This is a genomic window from Endozoicomonas montiporae CL-33 (genome assembly GCF_001583435.1).
Lineage (GTDB): Bacteria > Pseudomonadota > Gammaproteobacteria > Pseudomonadales > Endozoicomonadaceae > Endozoicomonas_A > Endozoicomonas_A montiporae.
Window position 1 is genome coordinate 4,538,637 of record NZ_CP013251.1, and the last position, 18,339, is coordinate 4,556,975.

15 protein-coding genes and 1 pseudogene are annotated in these 18,339 nt (G+C 49.1%); 5 read left to right on the top strand and 11 right to left on the bottom strand.

Annotation, left to right across the window (positions count from 1 at the left end):
- Window positions 1-31: 31 nt before the first annotated feature.
- From EZMO1_RS20805 to EZMO1_RS20820, 4 genes are all read right to left on the bottom strand, one after another.
- The gene (locus EZMO1_RS20805) at window positions 32-1,096 is read right to left on the bottom strand and encodes an amino acid ABC transporter permease (RefSeq protein ID WP_034878107.1); all 1,065 of its coding nucleotides are present in this window, start codon (window positions 1,094-1,096) and stop codon (window positions 32-34) included.
- A 1-nt stretch (window position 1,097) separates the two neighbouring features.
- Entirely contained in the window at window positions 1,098-2,282 is a 1,185-nt protein-coding gene (locus tag EZMO1_RS20810; protein WP_034878108.1) for an amino acid ABC transporter permease, read from the bottom strand.
- A 26-nt stretch (window positions 2,283-2,308) separates the two neighbouring features.
- A complete protein-coding gene (locus EZMO1_RS20815; protein ID WP_201772228.1) occupies window positions 2,309-3,328 on the bottom strand; it encodes an amino acid ABC transporter substrate-binding protein in 1,020 nt (339 codons plus the stop codon).
- A 227-nt stretch (window positions 3,329-3,555) separates the two neighbouring features.
- Window positions 3,556-4,992, bottom strand: a complete 1,437-nt coding sequence (locus tag EZMO1_RS20820) for a hypothetical protein (RefSeq protein ID WP_034872942.1) — start codon at window positions 4,990-4,992, stop codon at window positions 3,556-3,558.
- A gap of 400 nt (window positions 4,993-5,392) precedes the next feature.
- On the opposite strand from EZMO1_RS20820, the gene folE reads away from it, so the two are divergent.
- A complete protein-coding gene (gene folE / locus EZMO1_RS20825) occupies window positions 5,393-5,944 on the top strand; it encodes a GTP cyclohydrolase I FolE (protein WP_034878118.1) in 552 nt (183 codons plus the stop codon).
- 249 nt (window positions 5,945-6,193) lie between these two features.
- Here the strand turns inward: folE and tdh are convergent, their stop codons facing one another.
- Both tdh and EZMO1_RS20835 read right to left on the bottom strand, forming a co-directional pair.
- The gene (tdh, locus tag EZMO1_RS20830) at window positions 6,194-7,219 is read right to left on the bottom strand and encodes an L-threonine 3-dehydrogenase (RefSeq protein WP_034878763.1); all 1,026 of its coding nucleotides are present in this window, start codon (window positions 7,217-7,219) and stop codon (window positions 6,194-6,196) included.
- A 102-nt stretch (window positions 7,220-7,321) separates the two neighbouring features.
- Window positions 7,322-8,521 (bottom strand): glycine C-acetyltransferase, encoded by a 1,200-nt coding sequence (locus EZMO1_RS20835; RefSeq protein ID WP_034878121.1) that lies wholly within the window; start codon window positions 8,519-8,521, stop codon window positions 7,322-7,324.
- A 448-nt stretch (window positions 8,522-8,969) separates the two neighbouring features.
- On the opposite strand from EZMO1_RS20835, the gene EZMO1_RS27020 reads away from it, so the two are divergent.
- The 3 genes from EZMO1_RS27020 to EZMO1_RS20850 all read left to right on the top strand — a co-directional run bounded on the left by EZMO1_RS27020 (window position 8,970) and on the right by EZMO1_RS20850 (window position 11,383).
- Window positions 8,970-9,287, top strand: a complete 318-nt coding sequence (locus EZMO1_RS27020; protein ID WP_034878122.1) for a hypothetical protein — start codon at window positions 8,970-8,972, stop codon at window positions 9,285-9,287.
- 164 nt (window positions 9,288-9,451) lie between these two features.
- Window positions 9,452-9,634, top strand: a complete 183-nt coding sequence (locus tag EZMO1_RS20845) for a hypothetical protein (protein WP_145912686.1) — start codon at window positions 9,452-9,454, stop codon at window positions 9,632-9,634.
- 363 nt (window positions 9,635-9,997) lie between these two features.
- Entirely contained in the window at window positions 9,998-11,383 is a 1,386-nt protein-coding gene (locus EZMO1_RS20850) for a sodium-dependent transporter (RefSeq protein ID WP_051790448.1), read from the top strand.
- Window positions 11,384-11,459: 76 nt separating this feature from the next.
- On the opposite strand, the gene cysN is transcribed toward EZMO1_RS20850, so the two are convergent.
- The 4 genes from cysN to EZMO1_RS20870 form a co-directional block, all read right to left on the bottom strand.
- Window positions 11,460-13,094 (bottom strand): sulfate adenylyltransferase subunit CysN, encoded by a 1,635-nt coding sequence (cysN, locus tag EZMO1_RS20855; protein ID WP_034878126.1) that lies wholly within the window; start codon window positions 13,092-13,094, stop codon window positions 11,460-11,462.
- Window positions 13,095-14,015 carry a sulfate adenylyltransferase subunit CysD gene (gene cysD / locus EZMO1_RS20860; RefSeq protein ID WP_034878128.1) on the bottom strand — a complete coding sequence of 307 codons (921 nt, stop codon included), beginning with the start codon at window positions 14,013-14,015 and terminating at the stop codon, window positions 13,095-13,097. It lies immediately after the preceding gene.
- Window positions 14,016-14,125: 110 nt separating this feature from the next.
- Complete coding sequence (locus tag EZMO1_RS20865) at window positions 14,126-15,835, bottom strand: NADAR domain-containing protein (protein WP_160174103.1); 1,710 nt, start codon at window positions 15,833-15,835, stop codon at window positions 14,126-14,128.
- Window positions 15,836-16,071: 236 nt separating this feature from the next.
- A complete protein-coding gene (locus EZMO1_RS20870) occupies window positions 16,072-16,830 on the bottom strand; it encodes a Nif3-like dinuclear metal center hexameric protein (protein ID WP_034878129.1) in 759 nt (252 codons plus the stop codon).
- Between the two features lie 55 nt (window positions 16,831-16,885).
- Here EZMO1_RS20870 and EZMO1_RS20875 point away from each other — a divergent pair, with 55 nt between their 5' ends.
- The gene (locus EZMO1_RS20875) at window positions 16,886-18,049 is read left to right on the top strand and encodes a S1C family serine protease (RefSeq protein WP_236632069.1); all 1,164 of its coding nucleotides are present in this window, start codon (window positions 16,886-16,888) and stop codon (window positions 18,047-18,049) included.
- Between the two features lie 56 nt (window positions 18,050-18,105).
- Here EZMO1_RS20875 and EZMO1_RS20880 read toward each other — a convergent pair.
- Window positions 18,106-18,315: pseudogene (locus tag EZMO1_RS20880) on the bottom strand (histidinol dehydrogenase); the annotation flags it as partial.
- Between the last annotated feature and the right edge of the window lie 24 nt (window positions 18,316-18,339).

An 18,339-nucleotide genomic window follows, 5' to 3' on the forward strand; every position in this document is an offset into this window, starting at 1 on the left:
CACTGTTATTCATTGTTCTTTCTGTTTTTCTTTAAAGCTGTTTTTCAAGACGTTTGCTGTACTGGGACATACCAAAACAAAATAACCAAAATACCAGACCGGCAAACAGGTACCCTTCAACGGCATTGCCCAACCAGACCGGATCACTCAACCCTGACTGAACAATCGCCAGCAGGTCAAATAAACCAATGACCAATACCAGACTGGTGTCTTTAAACAGGGCAATAAACGTATTCACAATACCCGGAATCACCAGCCTGATCGCCTGAGGCAGAATGATTTTGATCATGCCCTGCCAGTAGCTCAGCCCCAGACTGGCAAACGCCTCAAACTGTCCCTTGGGAATCGCCTGCAAACCGCCACGAACCACTTCAGCGATATAAGCCGACTGAAACATAACAATGCCAATCAGGGCTCTCAGTAACTTGTCAAAGACCACATTTTCCGGCACAAACAACGGCAGCATGACCGACGCCATAAACAACACCGTAATCAGCGGAACCCCCCGCCAGATTTCAATGTAAGCGGTTGAAAAGGCCCGAACCATCGGCAGCTTGGAACGCCTGCCCAGTGCCAGCAATACGCCAAAAGGAAAAGAGGCAATCATACCGCAAAGGGCTAATAACAGGGTCAGCATCAACCCGCCCCACAGATGGGTTTCAATGGTTTGTAACCCGGCAAAACCGCCATAGAGCATCGCCCAGGAAGCAAAAGGCATCACCAGCAAACCATAAGCCAGCGCCCAGCCTTTGCCTTTCAGCCGGGGTAAGGTTATCCAGCCAATCACAACCGCCAGTTGCAGGAAAAACAAATCTACCCGCCACTGCTGATCAACAGGGTAAAACCCATAGGTAAACTGATTCAGCCGGACATTCACAAACGCCCAACAAGCACCGGACGATGAACACTCTTCACTGCCCGATGCCTGCCAGGTGGCTTCTGTCACCGCCCAGTTCCAGAACGCCGGAACCGCCAGATAAAAGCCATAAAGAATAACCAGCGTTGTGATCGTATTCAGGGGTGTAGAAAACAACCGGCTTTTCAACCAGCCTGGCAAGCCGTCATTCATCACCGGTGGTTTACGGGGTTCAATCATCCTAACGCTCCACCATTGCCGTATAACGGTTATACAGATTCATAAACAACGACACGGTTAAACTGATCAACAGATACACAGCCATGGTCATGGCAATCACTTCAACCGCCTGACCTGTCTGATTTAACGTCGTTCCGGCAAACACATTGACCAGATCGGGATAACCAATTGCCGTCGCCAGCGACGAGTTTTTAATCAGGTTGAGGTACTGATTCGTCATTGGCGGAATAATCACACGCATAGCCTGGGGAATGACCACCAGCTTCAGTATTCGCCCCTGTCGCAGGCCAAGTGCTGCAGCGGCTTCTCTCTGCCCGCTACTGACCGACTGAATGCCTGCACGAACCACTTCGGCAATAAACGCGGCGGTATAAATAGACAAGGCCAGAAGCAGTGCCACCAGCTCGGGTATCAGGGTTAAACCACCAGATAGATTAAAGCGCCCCTGCACGGGCAGATCCCAGTTCAGCTGGACACCCGATAGCCAGCCAGCAATTAATGGTATGGTGATGAGGCTAACGACAGAGAGCGTTTTCATAGCCGGAAGTGTTCGACCTGACTGTCGTTTGTAGCGCCGTCCGACCCAGATCAGTGCAACAAGCACTAAAAGTACAAATACAAAGGCTCCGAAAAAAATCGAAGTATCTCCGGACAATTCGGGCTTTGGCAGGTAGATTCCACGAACATTTAAGAACAGGCTATCGCCCCACACCAGACTCTCTCTGGGCGACGGCAAAACGCCCAGTACCGCAAAATACCAGAAGAATATCTGCAGCAGCAGGGGAATGTTTCGAAAACATTCCACATAAGCCCCGGCAAGGCGGGCAAGCAACCAGTTAGAAGAAAGACTGGCAATTCCCACCAGAAACCCCAGAAATGTTGCCAGCACCACACCAAAAGACGACACCAATAAGGTATTCAGAAAACCCACGACAAAGGTTCGCCCAAATGAAAAAGATTCGTCGTATTCAATCAGGGTCTGGATAATGCCGAAACCGGCAGACTGGGACAGAAAATCAAAACCCGTGCTGATGCCACGGGTTTCGAGGTTGTGCAGCGTATTCTGAATAATCTGGTAACCGATCAGAACAATGACCAGAATCAGTCCGTTCTGGAACAGAACACCTCGCCAGACCGGATCACGCCAGCATTTCGCTAACAACGTTTTAAACGATACTTTAAGCATGGCTACACCATCGACAACCAATCCGATTAACGGAACGGTGGTGCGTACATGATGCCGCCTTTATTCCAGAGGTTGTTTATTCCCCGCTCGATTTTAAGAGGTGATCCCATGCCAACATTGCGGTCAAACACTTCTCCGTAATTGCCCACCTGTTTGACAATCTGCCATGCCCAGTCATCGGATAATTCCATGCCTTTGCCCTTTGGCCCATCCAGACCGAGGAATCTCTGAATAGCAGGGTCTTTGGACATTTTATTATTATCGATATTGGCACGTGCCAGCCCAAGTTCTTCCGCATTGATCATGGCTGACAGTGACCATTTTACAATATTGAACCACTGATCATCCCCCTGACGAACCAGCGGACCCAGTGGTTCTTTGGAAATGATTTCAGGCAAGACAATGGCTTCTGAAGGTTTGGACAGTCGCAGTCGCAGGCGCAGTGCGTAGAGCTGAGACTGATCCGATGTCATCACGTCACAGCGGCCTGCATCAAAACCTTTGGCAACACCGTCAGAGGTATCAAACACCACAGGGTCATACTTCATCCCATTGAGCCGGAAATAATCAGCCAGATTCAGTTCTGTGGTGGTTCCGGACTGAATGCAAACTGCAGCACCGCTTAATTCGGTAGCACTACGAACATCCAGAGACTTTTTCACCATAAAGCCCTGACCATCGTAATACGCCACACCGGCAAAGTTCAGGCCAAGGGTTGCATCACGGGTTAACGTCCAGGTGGTATTGCGGGACAGCAGGTCAATTTCACCCGACTGTAGCGCGGTAAATCGTTCTTTTGCTGTCAGGGGAATAAATTTGACCTTTTTGGCATCTCCCAGAGCGGCAGCAGCAACAGCCCGACAGACATCCACGTCCATACCAGTCCAATGCCCTTTTTCATCCGGGCTGGAGAAACCGGGTAGTCCGGTATTCACGCCACAGGTCACAAATCCTTTTTCTTTCACCGTTTCAAGGGTTGAAGCGGCATTGGCTGAAGTGACGCTCCCGGCCAGTACACCGAGCAGGCAGGTCACGACCGTAGTCATCTTATGGAAGCGGCTGGCCATACACTCATTTCCTTTATTGTTGTTTTTCTATTAAGCGTTTTATACCAATTCCGTTTTCTAAATATGACCATGAGCAAGCCATTCCAAATCGCTGGGCAAGGAAGAACGACAAGTAATAGCCAGCTATTGCGAGGAGTTCTGACGCAGAGCCATTGGTTTGGAATGGCTGCGCAATTCATGGGGTGAAAGTCTCATATTGACTGGTACTATAATTCCAAGTCACCTTTCTGCATGGGGAATGGGATGACATTGTCCATACCCACTTCCGTGACCTTGGCGCAGTAGGTCACCGCCAGTAACTTCCAGCCATTGTCGAACATGCCACTCTGAATTAATGACCTTGCTGTCAAAATACCTTGGCCTCCGGGATGCCGCCACCTCATTCCAGAACACTTCATTCGCTGCGTTACCAAGGTTTTACAAGTAGCCTCAATAACCCCTGAGCCTATTGGCAAGTTGTGCGACAAGTGTTCAGCATAGTTCATGCGGGTTCGATTACTTCTGAAGTACTCCAGCTCTGTTTTCAACTTCGATCGACGAGGGTGTCGTTTATGCTGGTAAGCCAGAGCTTTGATGACTTTTTCAACACCTTCGGGCTCCTCTTTGAGGATGTGGCGATAGGTGATGAACTTTTCTCTGGATTTGTTGCTGTTTTCACCATAGGACAGGTCAAACGCTTTCTTCAGGTGCTCTGCGGCATGATAGAAGTCTACAACCTCGTGACCTTCAGGGAGTTCATTGGCAAGGTAGGTCCAGTTGTCTTTTGCCCCATCAGCGACTTTAACAAGCGTCAGATCTGGCCTCTGTCGAAGAGCTTCGCTCAGGAGTGCGGAGAGTGATTGTTTCAAAGTCACTTTCTTGCTTTCAGGCATTCGACTCATCCTGACCGTTGAGAGGCGTTCACCCTGTGCATCGTAAAACGACAATGTTCCACAACTGGCCTCCTGACAGCCAGCAGGGCCACGGGTTCGCTTGCCATCGACTCTATTCTGTTCCCGCTTTTCCTGACGTTTACCATCTTTCATCGGCAACATGACGCCATCAAGAGAAGCGGCCGCAGTCACAGCTTCTTCAGGAACCTTGACGCTTTCCCAGAGAAAGTCTTCAAAGGCTTCCCTATTGGGTTCCCACTGCGCATTGAACTTTTTGGGTAGTCTGGCCAGAGAGCTTTCCGAGGGCGTCATGTTCCCTATCAGATCAAGTAGGCTTTTAGCCTCTCCGGGAGGCATTTGCGCAACCATCCAGACAGCTTGTTTAGCTGCTTTTGGTGTCCAATACCCCTCTACAATACCTGCCTGTAGCTCCAAAGGGATGATAGAGTGATCCTTACCGTTACGATAGAGCGTACGCAAAACCCGGACAGGGCCGACAGCGGATTGATAAGTTTCTGAAGATCGCAACACCCGATGGTAACAGACACCGCTTACCTCAATCGCAGGAACGTCAATATCAAGCCCGGTCAGGTCTTCTGCCAGAACGCTTTGCTCTGCTTCGATAAAGAGTTTATGGATCTCACCTTCATAGTCTTCAAAGTGCTTGATTGGGCTGTGTTCCTGACGAAGAACGGCCAGTTTTTGCTCAAGCTGTTGGATAGCATGACAAGAAAAATTGGCGGCTTCAGCTAGTGGCTGACATACTTGCATCGGGGCGGCCTTTCACTGTTGCGGTATCTTTTACAGTAACCATCATAGCGGTGTTTGGCCGTTCCTATGTAAGTCCAGAGAAAATTTGTAGCTGCTGTATAAACCACGGACGGCAAGCCCAGAAAAAATGGTCAGTATGAGACTTTCACCCAATTCATGTTTAGAAGATGGAATTGGTATTACCCAAGACTTCACCTTATCGATAAAGTGTACAGCAGGCAAACTCTCTTGCGATTTCACTGAAACACAGTGCAACCAGAAATACGCAGCAACTATTACGCAGCAACTATTACGCCATGCTTATTCAAGAGCACCGAGGATAAAATCAAAAAAAGCTCCCAATGCCATAGTTTGTGTTAAAATCCAGCTCTTTGCGTACTCACTGAGCGACTCGTACGAGATGACTGACAACCTGAGCGAACATTACAAAGCGATCATTGAATCTCTGGGTGAAGATATCCACAGGAACGGTCTGGTTGACACCCCCGCCCGGGCGGCAAAAGCCATGCAGTATCTGACCAGAGGCTACCAGCAAAGTCTGGAAGACATCGTCAACGGTGCCATTTTCGACTCAGATATCAGTGAAATGGTTGTCATCAAGGATATTGAACTGTACTCCCTCTGCGAGCATCACATGCTGCCCTTTATTGGCAAGTGCCACATTGGCTATATTCCCAATGGTAAGGTGCTGGGGCTGTCCAAGTTTGCCCGCATTGTCGATATGTTCGCCCGTCGCCTGCAGATTCAGGAAAACATGACCAAACAGATTGCCGATGCGATTGTAGAGGCGACAGGTGCCAAAGGCGTAGGCGTGGTGATCGAAGCCCAGCACATGTGCATGATGATGCGCGGTGTCGAAAAGCAGAACTCGTCCATGACCTCTTCTGTCATGCTCGGACTGATGCGCGACAATCTCCCCAGCCGGGAAGAGTTTCTGCAGTTTATTCGTTAATCGATTACAGCCAGCCGTCCCGCGCATGGCTCCGTAACATCAAAAATGTTCAGAGCCTCTTCTCTGACCCTGATAGTAACGGAGTCTCCATAATTGATACCATCAATTTGGGTGCGATGATTTCCAGAACGGAATGAGGCTGGAAATGACCAATTTAAAACCATCAAAATTGATTAACTTAGTTCTCAGAAAGAGAGCATCCCGGTTTCCATTTGCACAGAAACCGGAAAAAGCAGAGCAAAGCTACAATTAGCTCCAGTCCAGAATCACTTTTCCAGACTGCCCTGAACCCATGATTTCAAAACCTTTTTCAAAATCATCCACGTTCATACGGTGCGTAATGACCGGAGAAATATCCAGACCGGACTGCAGCATGCTGGTCATTTTGTACCAGGTTTCATACATTTCACGGCCGTAGATGCCCTTGATGATCAGACCTTTAAAGATCACCTGATTCCAGTCAATGGTGGTATCACTGGAAGGAATACCCAGCAGAGACACCTTGCCGCCGTAGTTCATGCATTCAAGCATCTGCTGAAATGCACGGCCATTGCCGGACATTTCCAGACCCACATCAAAACCTTCAACCATGCCCAGTTCCTGCATGACGTCTTTCAGGTCTTCCTGAGCAACGTTGACGGCACGGGTGGCACCCATCTTACGCGCCAACTCCAGACGGTAATCATTCACATCGGTAATGACAACATTACGAGCACCTACGTACTTACAGATAGCAACCGCCATAATGCCAATAGGTCCAGCTCCGGTAATCAGGACGTCTTCACCCACCAGGTCAAACGACAGAGCGGTATGAACGGCGTTACCGAACGGATCGAAAATAGAGGCCAGGTCGTCACTGATATCATCCGGAATCGGGAATGCATTGGAAGCCGGAATACACAGGTATTCAGCAAAAGCACCTTCCCGGTTCACACCCACACCAACAGTGAAGTTGCACAGATGACGACGGCCGGCGCGACAGTTTCGGCAGTGGCCACAGGTGATGTGACCTTCGCCGGACACGCGCTGCCCGATTTCAAAGCCGCGGACGCCTTCGCCCATTTCCACGATTTCACCCACAAACTCGTGACCAACATGCATACCCTTGGGAATGGTGTTCTGCGACCACTCATCCCAATGGTAAATGTGCATATCGGTACCGCAGATAGCCGTCTTGCGGATTTTAATCAGAACGTCGTTATAGCCCGGTTCCGGCTTTGGCTTCTCTGCCTGCCAAATGCCTTTTTCGCCTTTCAGCTTGGCCAGTGTTTTCATGATTCTCATTCACCCAATTTAATCTTTAAAAATAAAACGGCTGCCACTTGAGTAACAGCCGCTGTATTTCAAACCTGTTTCAGCTCCGGAGGGCTCAAAGCATCAGGCAATGACGCCCAGCTCGCGACCGACTTTGGCAAAGGCAGTAATCACCTTGTCCATATGTTCCTGGTTGTGGGCAGCAGACATTTGGGTACGAATACGGGCAGCACCTTTTGGCACTACCGGGAAGGAGAAGCCTACAACGTAAATGCCTTCTTCCAGCATCTTGTCGGCAAACCTGGCCGCCAGCGTTGCATCCCCCAGCATAACCGGAATAATCGCGTGGCCATTGCCCGCCAGATCAAAGCCCAGTTTTTCCATTTCGGTGCGGAAATACCGAGTGTTGTGACGCAGACGCTCACGCAGTTCAGCACCCCCTTCCAGCATATCCAGTACTTTGATAGAAGCACTGGCAATGGTTGGGCTCAGGGTGTTTGAGAAGAGGTACGGACGGGAACGGTTACGCAGCCACTCGACGATTTCAGGGTGACGGGAAGAGGTGTAACCGCCGGAAGCACCGCCCAGCGCCTTACCCAGAGTACCGGTAATGATGTCTACCCGATCCATAACACCACAGTGTTCATGGGTACCACGGCCATTTTCACCCACAAAGCCTACTGCGTGGGAGTCGTCTACCACCACCATGGCATCGTATTTGTCAGCCAGATCACACACACCTTTGAGGTTGGCAATCACACCGTCCATGGAGAACACGCCGTCAGTGACAATCATTTTATAACGGGCACCCGCTTCTGTGGCGGCTTTCAGCTGCTCTTCCAGGTCGGCCATATCATTGTTGGCATATCGGTAACGCTTGGCTTTACATAAACGAACACCGTCGATGATGGACGCATGGTTCAGGGAATCACTGATGATGGCATCTTCCGGACTCAGGAGTGTTTCAAACAAACCAGCGTTCGCATCAAAGCAGGAAGAATACAGAATGGTGTCTTCCATTCCCAGAAACTCGGAAATGCGCTTTTCAAGCTCGAGATGCACTGACTGGGTACCGCAGATGAAGCGCACAGACGCCATGCCGTAGCCATACTTGTCCAGCGCGTCGCGACCTGCCTCAATCAGCTCGGGCGAATTAGCCAGCCCCAAATAGTTGTTGGCACAGAAGTTAATCACTTCTTCGCCGGTAGTTACCTTAATGTCAGCCTGCTGCTGAGAGGTAATAATACGCTCGTACTTATAAAGACCTTCTTTTTTCAGGGCTTCTAACTGATCACGCAACCCTGCGTAAAAATCGGTTTTCATTTTGACTCCAGACATCATTTATCAGGGAAAACAGAACCCCTTTGCACTGATATCGGCTACCCGAACAAAACGTTCCCTGATCGCAATACCAGTGAAAAGGAGTACAGTTACCCATTGTAGAAGAACGCTGTAATATTGACCGAGGAGTTTCATACGCTAAACAGGCATTTGTACTTATTTCGCCTTTTAATGAGCAAAAATATCGCCTTTGAAGCATTCCGTGCATCAACTGAAAGAATATGCATCCAAATAATTAGATAGCTGTAAACAATTATTTTTTAACGCTTTTCTGGAATCTTGATTCACGTTCTTCATGATTAAGGTCTGCTTTCACAACGTCTGAATCGTTCTTTTTACAAATCTGCCGATTTCTTCTGTCATGCCGTTCGATTATTGAATGGTTTCCGGATTATCCAACAACCTGTCTTAAAATAAGAAGGGCAACGGCATGAATGGAAATATTGGCTCCGGACAACGTGTGCAAACCACTCATACGCCAGCAGAAGCCACTGCAACTTCAACCGGTAATAACGAAGCTACCGGACAAACAGACTCCCGGCAGAAGGTAACCCAGCTTGCGCCGAATACAGTCGCAAAAAATATACACACCAATGAACAAAGCCCGGACAAACCGGCAGACACACCTCTTCATACCAGGGAAATCCGGCTCCTTGAACGGGTCAGAAGTCGTTTAAGAGACTTCAGTGCATGGGTTCAGATAACTGGCGAAGTTAGCCATGCTTTTCCACTCGTTGTATCCACTTAAGATACTGGCATAGACGATAAGTAAAACTTCTGGCAGCGAATAGGTGATGATGTGAAGAGCGCTACGAGAATCACTCAGTGTCTCAAATCTGTCGACTATCAAATCTGTCGACTATAGGTATGCAGGAAGCCATCAAACTTACCTTTTTCAAAGATAGAAGAAGGATGGACTATAAATTCATGTACGTTTGTTCCTGCGAAGCTTTCGCTCTGGCAGCCACCTGTGAAAATGGCCAATGGTTTCGGCATAATGACAAGAAAATCACGGCAGTAGATGATGTGAAACACGAAGAAGGCACACCCTATCTTTTATCGTATAAAGTGGTGGATATGCTGCCCGACTCCTGATGAATGCTGAATCAGTCAGTATCAAGATAATATTAATCCCGATTTGTTTTTTCTATCCTATGCTGCTAAGTTCTTAGCGGTTGGGCTTGAGAGTCCCTCATATTATTTTTATTCACGTTTTAAAAGTCTACTGTTGCCATGCCGGATCATACTCTTCAGACCGTCTTAACAACGCAGCCAAATAGGGTTGCGGGCGACCGTGCACGATTTAGCTTTGCCCTGGTTAACTTTATGTAACCGGGGTCAGCTTCCAGTAGCTGACCTGTAAGAAGGTCGGCTCAATGAAACTCCCCTGTTCTGTCTTCATTCTCCTACTCTCTTACAGGTCCGGACTTCCAGAAACCCGTATCAACGAGAGAGAATATGGCCTCGATACAAACACAAAACGACCCTGCTTCGACGGATGACAATGCTTCTTCCCGTTCGGCCTTTTCATCACGCTTGGGCTTTGTGATGGCAGCAGCCGGATCGGCTGTAGGCGTCGGCAACATCTGGGGATTTCCCACCCAGGTAGCCGACCACGGTGGTGCTGCTTTCCTGCTGGTTTATCTGGTGATGGTGGTCATTCTTGCCTACCCCATGCTGGTTGCTGAAATGACCATAGGCCGTATGGCTCAGAAAAACCCTGTCGCGGCCATGGCGTCCCTGTCTGACAAACCATTCTGGAAAAGAACCGGCGCCATCATCGGTATTGCGGGTATTGTCACCCTGTCACTGATTATCAGTTTCTACGCCATCATTTCCGGCTGGCTGCTGGCTTTCATGCTTGAGCCTCTGGCAAAACTGGCAGGCATGAACGGGCTGGCTCACTGGCTGACCAGCTTCTCGACGTCGCTCAATCTATTCGCCATGTTGGCTTTCATGGCATTAACCATTCATGTGGTTCGGGCTGGCGTTAGCAATGGTATCGAGCGCTGGTCAAAGCGACTGATGCCCGTGATGTTCGTTCTGTTGATTGGGCTGGTTGCTTACATTATGACGCTAGAGGGAGCAGAGCAGGGACTGATCATGTACCTGAAACCTGATTTCAGTCACTTCCTTGAACCTTCATTACTGGTAAACGCCATGGGACAGGCTTTCTTCTCCCTGTCACTGGGTGTCTGCGCCATCATGGTGTACGGCAGTTATCTGTCGGATAAAGAGAGCCTGCCTAAAACGGCCGCTATGGTCGCAGGTCTGGATACCAGTGTTGCGCTGCTGGCAGGTCTTCTGGTTATTCCAGCAATGACGGTGGCACAGGCAAACGGTGTGACCATTTACGCGGCTGATGGCAGCCTTCTGGAAGCTGATACTCTGGTATTCACTGTTCTGCCCGCTCTGTTCAACAGTATGGGGGCGGCAGGCTCTGTGGTGTCCATGGCATTCTTTGCCCTGATGTGCATTGCAGCACTGACCTCAGCTATCTCTATGCTGGAAGCGCCCGTTAATACCGCCTGTGAACAGTTGAAAAGCAGTCGCTCACAGATGTCCATCGTTATCGGCGGAGCCGTATCGCTGGTTTCTGCGATCATTATTCTTAACTTCGAGTCATTGTTTGGTCTGGTTGTTACACTGACCACCGTTTACGGACAACCCATGCTTGCCATGTTGTTCGGCCTGATGCTGACATGGGTTCTGCGAAGGGATCGTCTGCTGAAAGAATTGAAAAAAGGGTATCCGGAACTGGAGCAAAGCTGGTTCTGGAAAATCTGGCCCTGGTATGTGAAGTTCGTTTGTCCGGTCTTAATGCTGTTTGTTCTGCTGAAATAACGAATCAGCTTATCATCCAACAAAGCGCTTTATTAAGCGCCTTGTTGGATCTTTTAATGCAACATCTAATGCAACATCAAACCTGCAATCTGGACAACAGCTCTTCCAGTGATGTTTCTGCAGAAACCGTCTCCACAGGGTATTCAACGGCAATATTGTCTGATGTACTGACCAGAACGACCAGTCCGGCTTTCAGCAAAGCCTCAGCCCTGATGTCCCAACCCGACTGTTTGGTAACCACCACTGGCAGCAAACCCCGGTCAAACAATTGCCTTTCAAGCACTGGTAAACGATCCGGATCGCTGACTTTAATTAGTGTCGGCTGTTGATGCAGACGGTGGATTCGTTCCTGAGTGGATACCGGCCCGCTGTGTTTCTGTTCAGATCCGGCAGACTCCACCATACCGGCTGCCACCGTCGCGTTGGTTAAACGGTCAATCACAATAAATGCGCCGGTCTGGCGATTGTCGGCATAGGGATCAACCGCCACAGGCTGGGTCAGCTTTAACAAGCAGGATGCTATTTCGTTCAGCTGCAACTCGTTAGCTGACTGCTGCTCGAGTGTGTTGACATCAACGCGATGGTGAATAGCAGCAAAACTGCCTGCTACCTGACGGGTAGCAAACCGGACCCAGTATTGCCGTCCCGGCTTCATGGACTCTTCGCCCATCCATACGACACTGGCATTCAAATCACTGAAAGCCTGAGGGGACTTTCCGCGATGACGGTCACTATCACCATCACTATGGGCAATCATATCGCCACGACTGATATCAATGTCATCCTTCAGTATCAGTGTCACCGCCTGACCGGCAAAAGCTTCTGAAAGGTCGCCATCATAAGTCACTATGCCGGAGACTGTGCTTTCCCGACCAGAAGGCAACACTTTGACAGAGTCCCCCACCTGGATAACACCTGAAGCAATGGTTCCGGCGTAACCACGAAAATCGAGATTGGGCCGGTTTACGTATTGTACAGGCAGGCGGAAGTCATCAAGATTGCGATCGTCTGCCACTTCCACCGATTCCAGCATTTCCATCAGCGTCTGGCCGCTGTACCACGGCAGGTTGGCTCTGCGCTCAACCACATTGTCACCTTCCAGTGCCGAGATAGGCACGAAGCGCACATCTCCCAGATTCAGAGACTCGGCAAACCCGAGATACTCGTTACGGATTTCTGTAAAACGCGCCTCACTGTAATCCACCAGATCCATTTTGTTGACCGCTACCACCAGATGGCGAATACCGAGCAGATTGGCAATGTAGGTGTGTCGGCGAGTCTGGGTCAGCACTCCCTGACGGGCATCCACAAGAATAATGGCAAGATCGCAGGTGGAAGCGCCTGTTGCCATGTTTCGGGTGTATTGTTCGTGTCCCGGCGTATCGGCAATGATGTATTTGCGCTTTTCGGTTGAGAAGTAGCGATAGGCAACATCAATGGTAATACCCTGTTCACGTTCGGCCTGCAAACCATCCACCAGCAGCGCCAGATCTATTTTCTCCCCCTGAGTACCTACCCGCTTACTGTCGCTTTGCACAGACGCCAGCTGGTCTTCATAAATCATACTGGTGTCGTGTAGCAATCGCCCGATCAACGTACTCTTTCCGTCGTCTACACTGCCACAGGTGAGAAATCGCAGTATCTCTTTTTGCTCATGCCGGCGCAGATATTCCTCAATATCACGAGCGATCAGGTCTGACTGGTGTGACATTTAGAAATACCCCTCTTGTTTTTTCTTTTCCATGGAACCTGTACTGTCGTGGTCAATCACCCGACCCTGTCGTTCGGAAGTATTGGTCAGCAGCATTTCCTGAATCACTTCCGTCAAGGTATCCGCTTCGGACTCAACAGCGCCCGTCAATGGATAGCAACCAAGGGTACGAAAACGCACTTTTTTCATTTGTGGAACTTCATCCTCCCGCAGTGGAAGGCGTTGGTCGTCCACCATAATCAGATTGCCATCCCGTTCAACAACAGGCCTTTCCTTTGCAAGATACAGTGGAACAATGGGGATATTTTCCTGATGGATGTACTGCCAGATATCCAGCTCGGTCCAGTTAGACAGAGGAAAAACCCGAATACTTTCGCCTTTCTCCACCTGACTGTTGTAAATATTCCAAAGCTCCGGACGCTGGTTTTTAGGATCCCAGCGATGGTTGGCATCACGAAAAGAGTAAACACGCTCTTTCGCTCTGGACTTCTCTTCATCACGCCGGGCACCGCCAAAAGCGGCATCGAAACCATATTGATCCAGAGCCTGCTTCAGTGCCTGGGTTTTCATTACATCCGTATGTTTGGCACTGCCATGGATGAAGGGGCCAATACCCTGTGCAACACCTTCAGGGTTGGTGTGTACAATCAATTCCAGACCCAGCTGTTTCACATGCCGATCACGAAATTCAATCATCTCCCTGAATTTCCAGAGCGTATCAACATGCATTAACGGAAAGGGAGGCTTGCCGGGATGGAAGGCCTTCATGGCAAGGTGCAACATCACGGCTGAATCCTTGCCAATGGAATAGAGCATCACCGGTTTTTCAAAGCCGGCTGCCACTTCACGAATAATATGAATGCTTTCCGCTTCCAGCTGTTTAAGATGATTCAGCTGACGGGATGACTGTTCACCAGACATAATGGGGAAGACCTGAATTTGGAATTGTTCTTTAATTCAAAGTCTATCAGTAGATAAGTAATAATAAATTTATAATCTATACTTTTATCGCATAATAATATATTCGACGGTTACTCACTTTCATCCAGTTTGTTCATTCGTAATTCATCCCTGATTTGCATTAACATGGCTCCCACAACATTTTGTCCAGTCCCTTTTCCATCTACCGCAGAAACTCCCCAGTAGCCGCTGTTCGTAGACGAATAAAAAATGGGTTTATCACCTGTAGACAGTAACTTGGTTTGTAGCTCAGTATTCTGCTTTACCTTTTCTCTAAGTGCTTTCAACATGGCTCCACGTTCATGCTCAATACTCCAGCCTTCGAGATTCGATTCCCGTACTTTTGACTTATCATTTGGATCATTGTGCATGTATTTAAAAAGCTCAACAGGATTGACTTTAGTACGTACTTCAAAATATTCATCTGAAAAAGGATTGAATCTTGCCGCATAAACGTAATGTGCAACTGTCGACCATTCTGTGCCATCAATGATTACATTAAAGGTACCCTTGTCATAAATTGAAAATTCTTTAAAAGAGTTGTCGCTGGCAGAAATAATGACATTATTCGGGTTATTAACATGGCTGCTGTAAGGATAAAGCGCCTGATAGTGTTCGGCGGTTTTAACACCCATCGGTTCATTTAAAGGCCTGTGAAAATCAAATTCTGGCCTCTTGCCTACAGCCTTCTGCCAATAGGGGTTGGGAGGCTGATTATCATTCACCCTTTCGCGCTGTAATGCTGCTTCAAGATTTCGTGCACATTCCTTGTAATCGAAAGCCATCAAACAGTTTAAAACCCGTGTGATCCGTTTGTGATTATGGTTAAACCCGCCCTTCCACAATGCATGTTTCTCCGCGTCTTCCTGACTTACAGTGATACTGTTGCGACATCTTTCTAACCCCCAGAAAGTCAGCATCTGATCGAAAGAGTTTTGGAATTCATGTTGCAATTCATCGTCACTTTCAATCTGTTGAACCATTTCCGGCGTTAGCAGAGGAGCACCAGGATTACCGGGGCTGACATGTTCATTTGGGAATAACAATTGAATATACTGATGCTCGCCCTCCAGTTGCAACGTAGTCATTTTCCGGATTTGTGCCAATGTGTGAGATTGACCCTCAATACGTCCTCCTGATCGATAAAAATCCAGCCACTGCTTCGTTTTCTCTTGTTGATCATCCGGATTGGAAGTCGCTGTAGTCGCTGTAGCAGCAGTTGTTGCTTGAGAAGCAGCTGGCGGCTGTGGAAATAACACAAAATCGGGTTCATCAGCCATTGCTGGAAGGTTTTCAGGGGGTTCCGTCAACACCGGCTTCAGATCCTTATGTAACCGCGTTGCATCCAGCACTGTAGGAGCTGGTAGCACTTTTGCCATAGAAGACTCAACCTGAAGTTCCTGCAATTTGCTGGCCTGTTGGCCTATAGCCTGTTTGGTATCAGCCAGTTGCCGGTCCAGCTCCTGCAGTTTGTACTCAGAAAAATAGGTTTTTGCCTGCTCTACATAGGGCTTTGCCTGCTGACGCAACCTCTGAACTCTTGCCTGAACGTCCGCTCCTCCCGGTTCCGGCGGAATCACACTGACAGGAGGCTTCCCCTTCGGTACAAACAGCAGTCGATAATTTACAGCTCCCGCACCGGCAGAGCCATTAAGCTGCTGCGATATGTTTTCCAATTGACTACAAAGAAATTTTTGACCTTCCAGCACTGCCAGACGATCCCTTGACTGATGAAGGTTCTGAACCAGTTGTGTAACCTGCGCTTTATCAGCCCCACCCATTTGAGGCGGCAACTTGACAGCAACAGGCGTCGGTCGTTCATAAAGTGATGTTCCAGGTAGGCGCAAACCCTCTCTGGGAATGATCGGATCAGCTGCAGGTGTATCTTTTGTTTTCGTATGGGAGGAAGGAGGGACAAAGTCCGTTGCCCCGGTAGAGGGTGGTTTAGGTCCGGATAATGACATAGCTGCAACCTTTTAACGTATTATCACGTTGTATCGGTCGCAGCCAGACTCCACTAAACCGGAGACGCTATATCAATAAAGATATGTTCAACACCGCATTCCTGTTCTAACCATGCACCGACAGCCTGAACCCCATAGCGCTCAGTGGCATGATGACCGGCGCTGAAATAATGGATGCCATTCTCTCGGGCAAAGTGCACGGTAGACTCGGAGATTTCACCACTTACATAAGCGTCCACTCCAAGAGCAAGTGCCTCTTCAATCATTTTCTGGGCTCCACCTGTACACCAGGCAATGGTTTCAATGTCATGAGTGCCGCCCTCTATCACCAGCGGCTCCCTGCCCAACTGCTGCTCCAGCTGTTGTGACAGCTCTGCAACGGTTTGCACTTTCCCCAGTTTGCCCCAACTGCCTACAGGTCTGGTTGTTGCATCCATTCCACCTTCTGTTGACCAGTTCATCAGCTTAGCCAGCTGGGCATTGTTACCCATGGTTGGATGACCATCCAGTGGCAGATGATAGGCAATCAGGTTGATATTGTGTTTCAGCAGGGCTTCTACGCGGCGACGTTTCATACCCGTAATCGTGGCGTCTTCGCCCTTCCAGAAATAGCCGTGATGCACAAAAACAGCATCGGCTTTCAACTCAATGGCTTTGTCGATCAGTGCCTGACAGGCCGTCACACCGGTCACAATCCGGTTGATCTCCTGCTTGCCCTCGACCTGCAGACCATTTGGGCAATAGTCCCTGAATAAACCCGACTGAAGTTCACCCTCCAGCTTATTCATCAGTTCTTTGAGAGAAATGCCCATTATTCGTCTCCTGTGACTCTATCGTTCCAAGCATGGAAAACGGTATATTAAAATATTGACTCATTATACTGTTTCACTGGCCTTTGCAGCGATCACCATGAAAAAAATTCTCTTACAAATTGGCCTTCCTATTTTTGCAGGCCTTGTTGCCGGGCTTCTGGTGATTGCCATTAAACCTGAAGTGGCAGGCTTTAAAGAAGGCGGTCTGAACACCTTCTTTAGCACCTTATTTAACCGCAGCAGCAACCTGTTGGGTACAGGACAGGTTTCTTATCGTCATGCCGTTAAGAAAGCAGCCCCCTCGGTGGTTAACATTGCCACCGCATCGCTGGATCGTTCCGGTACCTCGGTGACGCCGATTCCGTTTCGCAACAGCCCCGACCCGGATGCCAACCGGGGCTCTGGCGTGATTGTCAGCCCTGATGGCTACCTGCTCACCAACAACCATGTGATTCAAGGTGCGGAGCGTATTTATGTCTCCATGCAAGATGGTCGTGAAGAAATCGCATCGGTAGTCGGACGAGACCCGGATACCGATCTGGCAGTGTTGAAAATTGACCTTAAAGGCCTGCCCAGTATTCGTCTGGCAGATTCGACAAAGGCAGAAGTCGGAGACGTTGTACTGGCTATCGGCAACCCTTTTGGTCTGGGTCAAACCGTTACCATGGGCATCATCAGTGCCACTGGTCGTGATGATCTGAGGCTGAATACTTACGAAGACTTCATCCAGACCGATGCGGCCATTAACGTAGGTAATTCCGGTGGCGCACTCATCAACGCTTACGGTGAACTGATTGGTATTAACACCCTGTTGTATACCCGTGGTGGCGGCAATGAGGGCGTAGGCTTTGCAATTCCATCAAGAATGGCGGAATTCGTTATGGAGTCCATTATTAAATACGGACGCGTGATTCGTGGCTGGCTCGGCATTGAATCCCAGCCTCTCAGTGCCCAGCTGGCTCAGGCTTATGATCTCAAAACCAACTCCGGCATTCTGATCTCCGGAGTCTACCAGGACGGCCCGGCCGATCAGGCCGGCTTACGTAGGGGTGACATCCTCACCGGCATCAATAACATCAGCACAACAGATGGCAACAAAGTCATGAACATGGTGGCGCAGGTACCACCCGGCACCGAAGTGACATTACAGATTCTGCGTGACAACAAACCCATGGAGCTGAAGGCTCGCGTCAGTACACGACCAAGAATGGTTAATTGAGAGCAAAGAGAACCGCCTTATGGTCAAAAGCATAAGGCGGTATGGCAAATGCCAAACTATTTTTTGATTCTAAACTCAGCCGAACGGGCATGCGCCGTTAACGACTCACCTCTGGCCAGTACTGAAGCCACCTTACCCATCTCGGAAGCACCCTTGGCGGAAAAATGAATCAGCGATGAGCGTTTCTGGAAGTCATAGACCCCCAGAGGCGATGAGAACCTTGCAGTTCCGGAGGTGGGCAACACATGGTTCGGACCTGCGCAATACAAAATCATTTTGAATAAATGTTA

Excerpts from the sequence above, each read along its gene's own strand:
- EZMO1_RS20805 (WP_034878107.1), bottom strand. The coding sequence starts at position 1,096 with ATGATTGAACCCCGTAAACCACCGGTGATGAATGACGGCTTGCCAGGC.
- EZMO1_RS20810 (WP_034878108.1), bottom strand. The coding sequence starts at position 2,282 with ATGCTTAAAGTATCGTTTAAAACGTTGTTAGCGAAATGCTGGCGTGAT.
- EZMO1_RS20815 (WP_201772228.1), bottom strand. The coding sequence starts at position 3,328 with ATGACTACGGTCGTGACCTGCCTGCTCGGTGTACTGGCCGGGAGCGTC.
- EZMO1_RS20820 (WP_034872942.1), bottom strand. The coding sequence starts at position 4,992 with ATGCAAGTATGTCAGCCACTAGCTGAAGCCGCCAATTTTTCTTGTCAT.
- folE (WP_034878118.1), top strand. The coding sequence starts at position 5,393 with ATGACTGACAACCTGAGCGAACATTACAAAGCGATCATTGAATCTCTG.
- tdh (WP_034878763.1), bottom strand. The coding sequence starts at position 7,219 with ATGAAAACACTGGCCAAGCTGAAAGGCGAAAAAGGCATTTGGCAGGCA.
- EZMO1_RS20835 (WP_034878121.1), bottom strand. The coding sequence starts at position 8,521 with ATGAAAACCGATTTTTACGCAGGGTTGCGTGATCAGTTAGAAGCCCTG.
- EZMO1_RS27020 (WP_034878122.1), top strand. The coding sequence starts at position 8,970 with ATGAATGGAAATATTGGCTCCGGACAACGTGTGCAAACCACTCATACG.
- EZMO1_RS20845 (WP_145912686.1), top strand. The coding sequence starts at position 9,452 with ATGGACTATAAATTCATGTACGTTTGTTCCTGCGAAGCTTTCGCTCTG.
- EZMO1_RS20850 (WP_051790448.1), top strand. The coding sequence starts at position 9,998 with ATGGCCTCGATACAAACACAAAACGACCCTGCTTCGACGGATGACAAT.
- cysN (WP_034878126.1), bottom strand. The coding sequence starts at position 13,094 with ATGTCACACCAGTCAGACCTGATCGCTCGTGATATTGAGGAATATCTG.
- cysD (WP_034878128.1), bottom strand. The coding sequence starts at position 14,015 with ATGTCTGGTGAACAGTCATCCCGTCAGCTGAATCATCTTAAACAGCTG.
- EZMO1_RS20865 (WP_160174103.1), bottom strand. The coding sequence starts at position 15,835 with ATGGGTGGGGCTGATAAAGCGCAGGTTACACAACTGGTTCAGAACCTT.
- EZMO1_RS20870 (WP_034878129.1), bottom strand. The coding sequence starts at position 16,830 with ATGGGCATTTCTCTCAAAGAACTGATGAATAAGCTGGAGGGTGAACTT.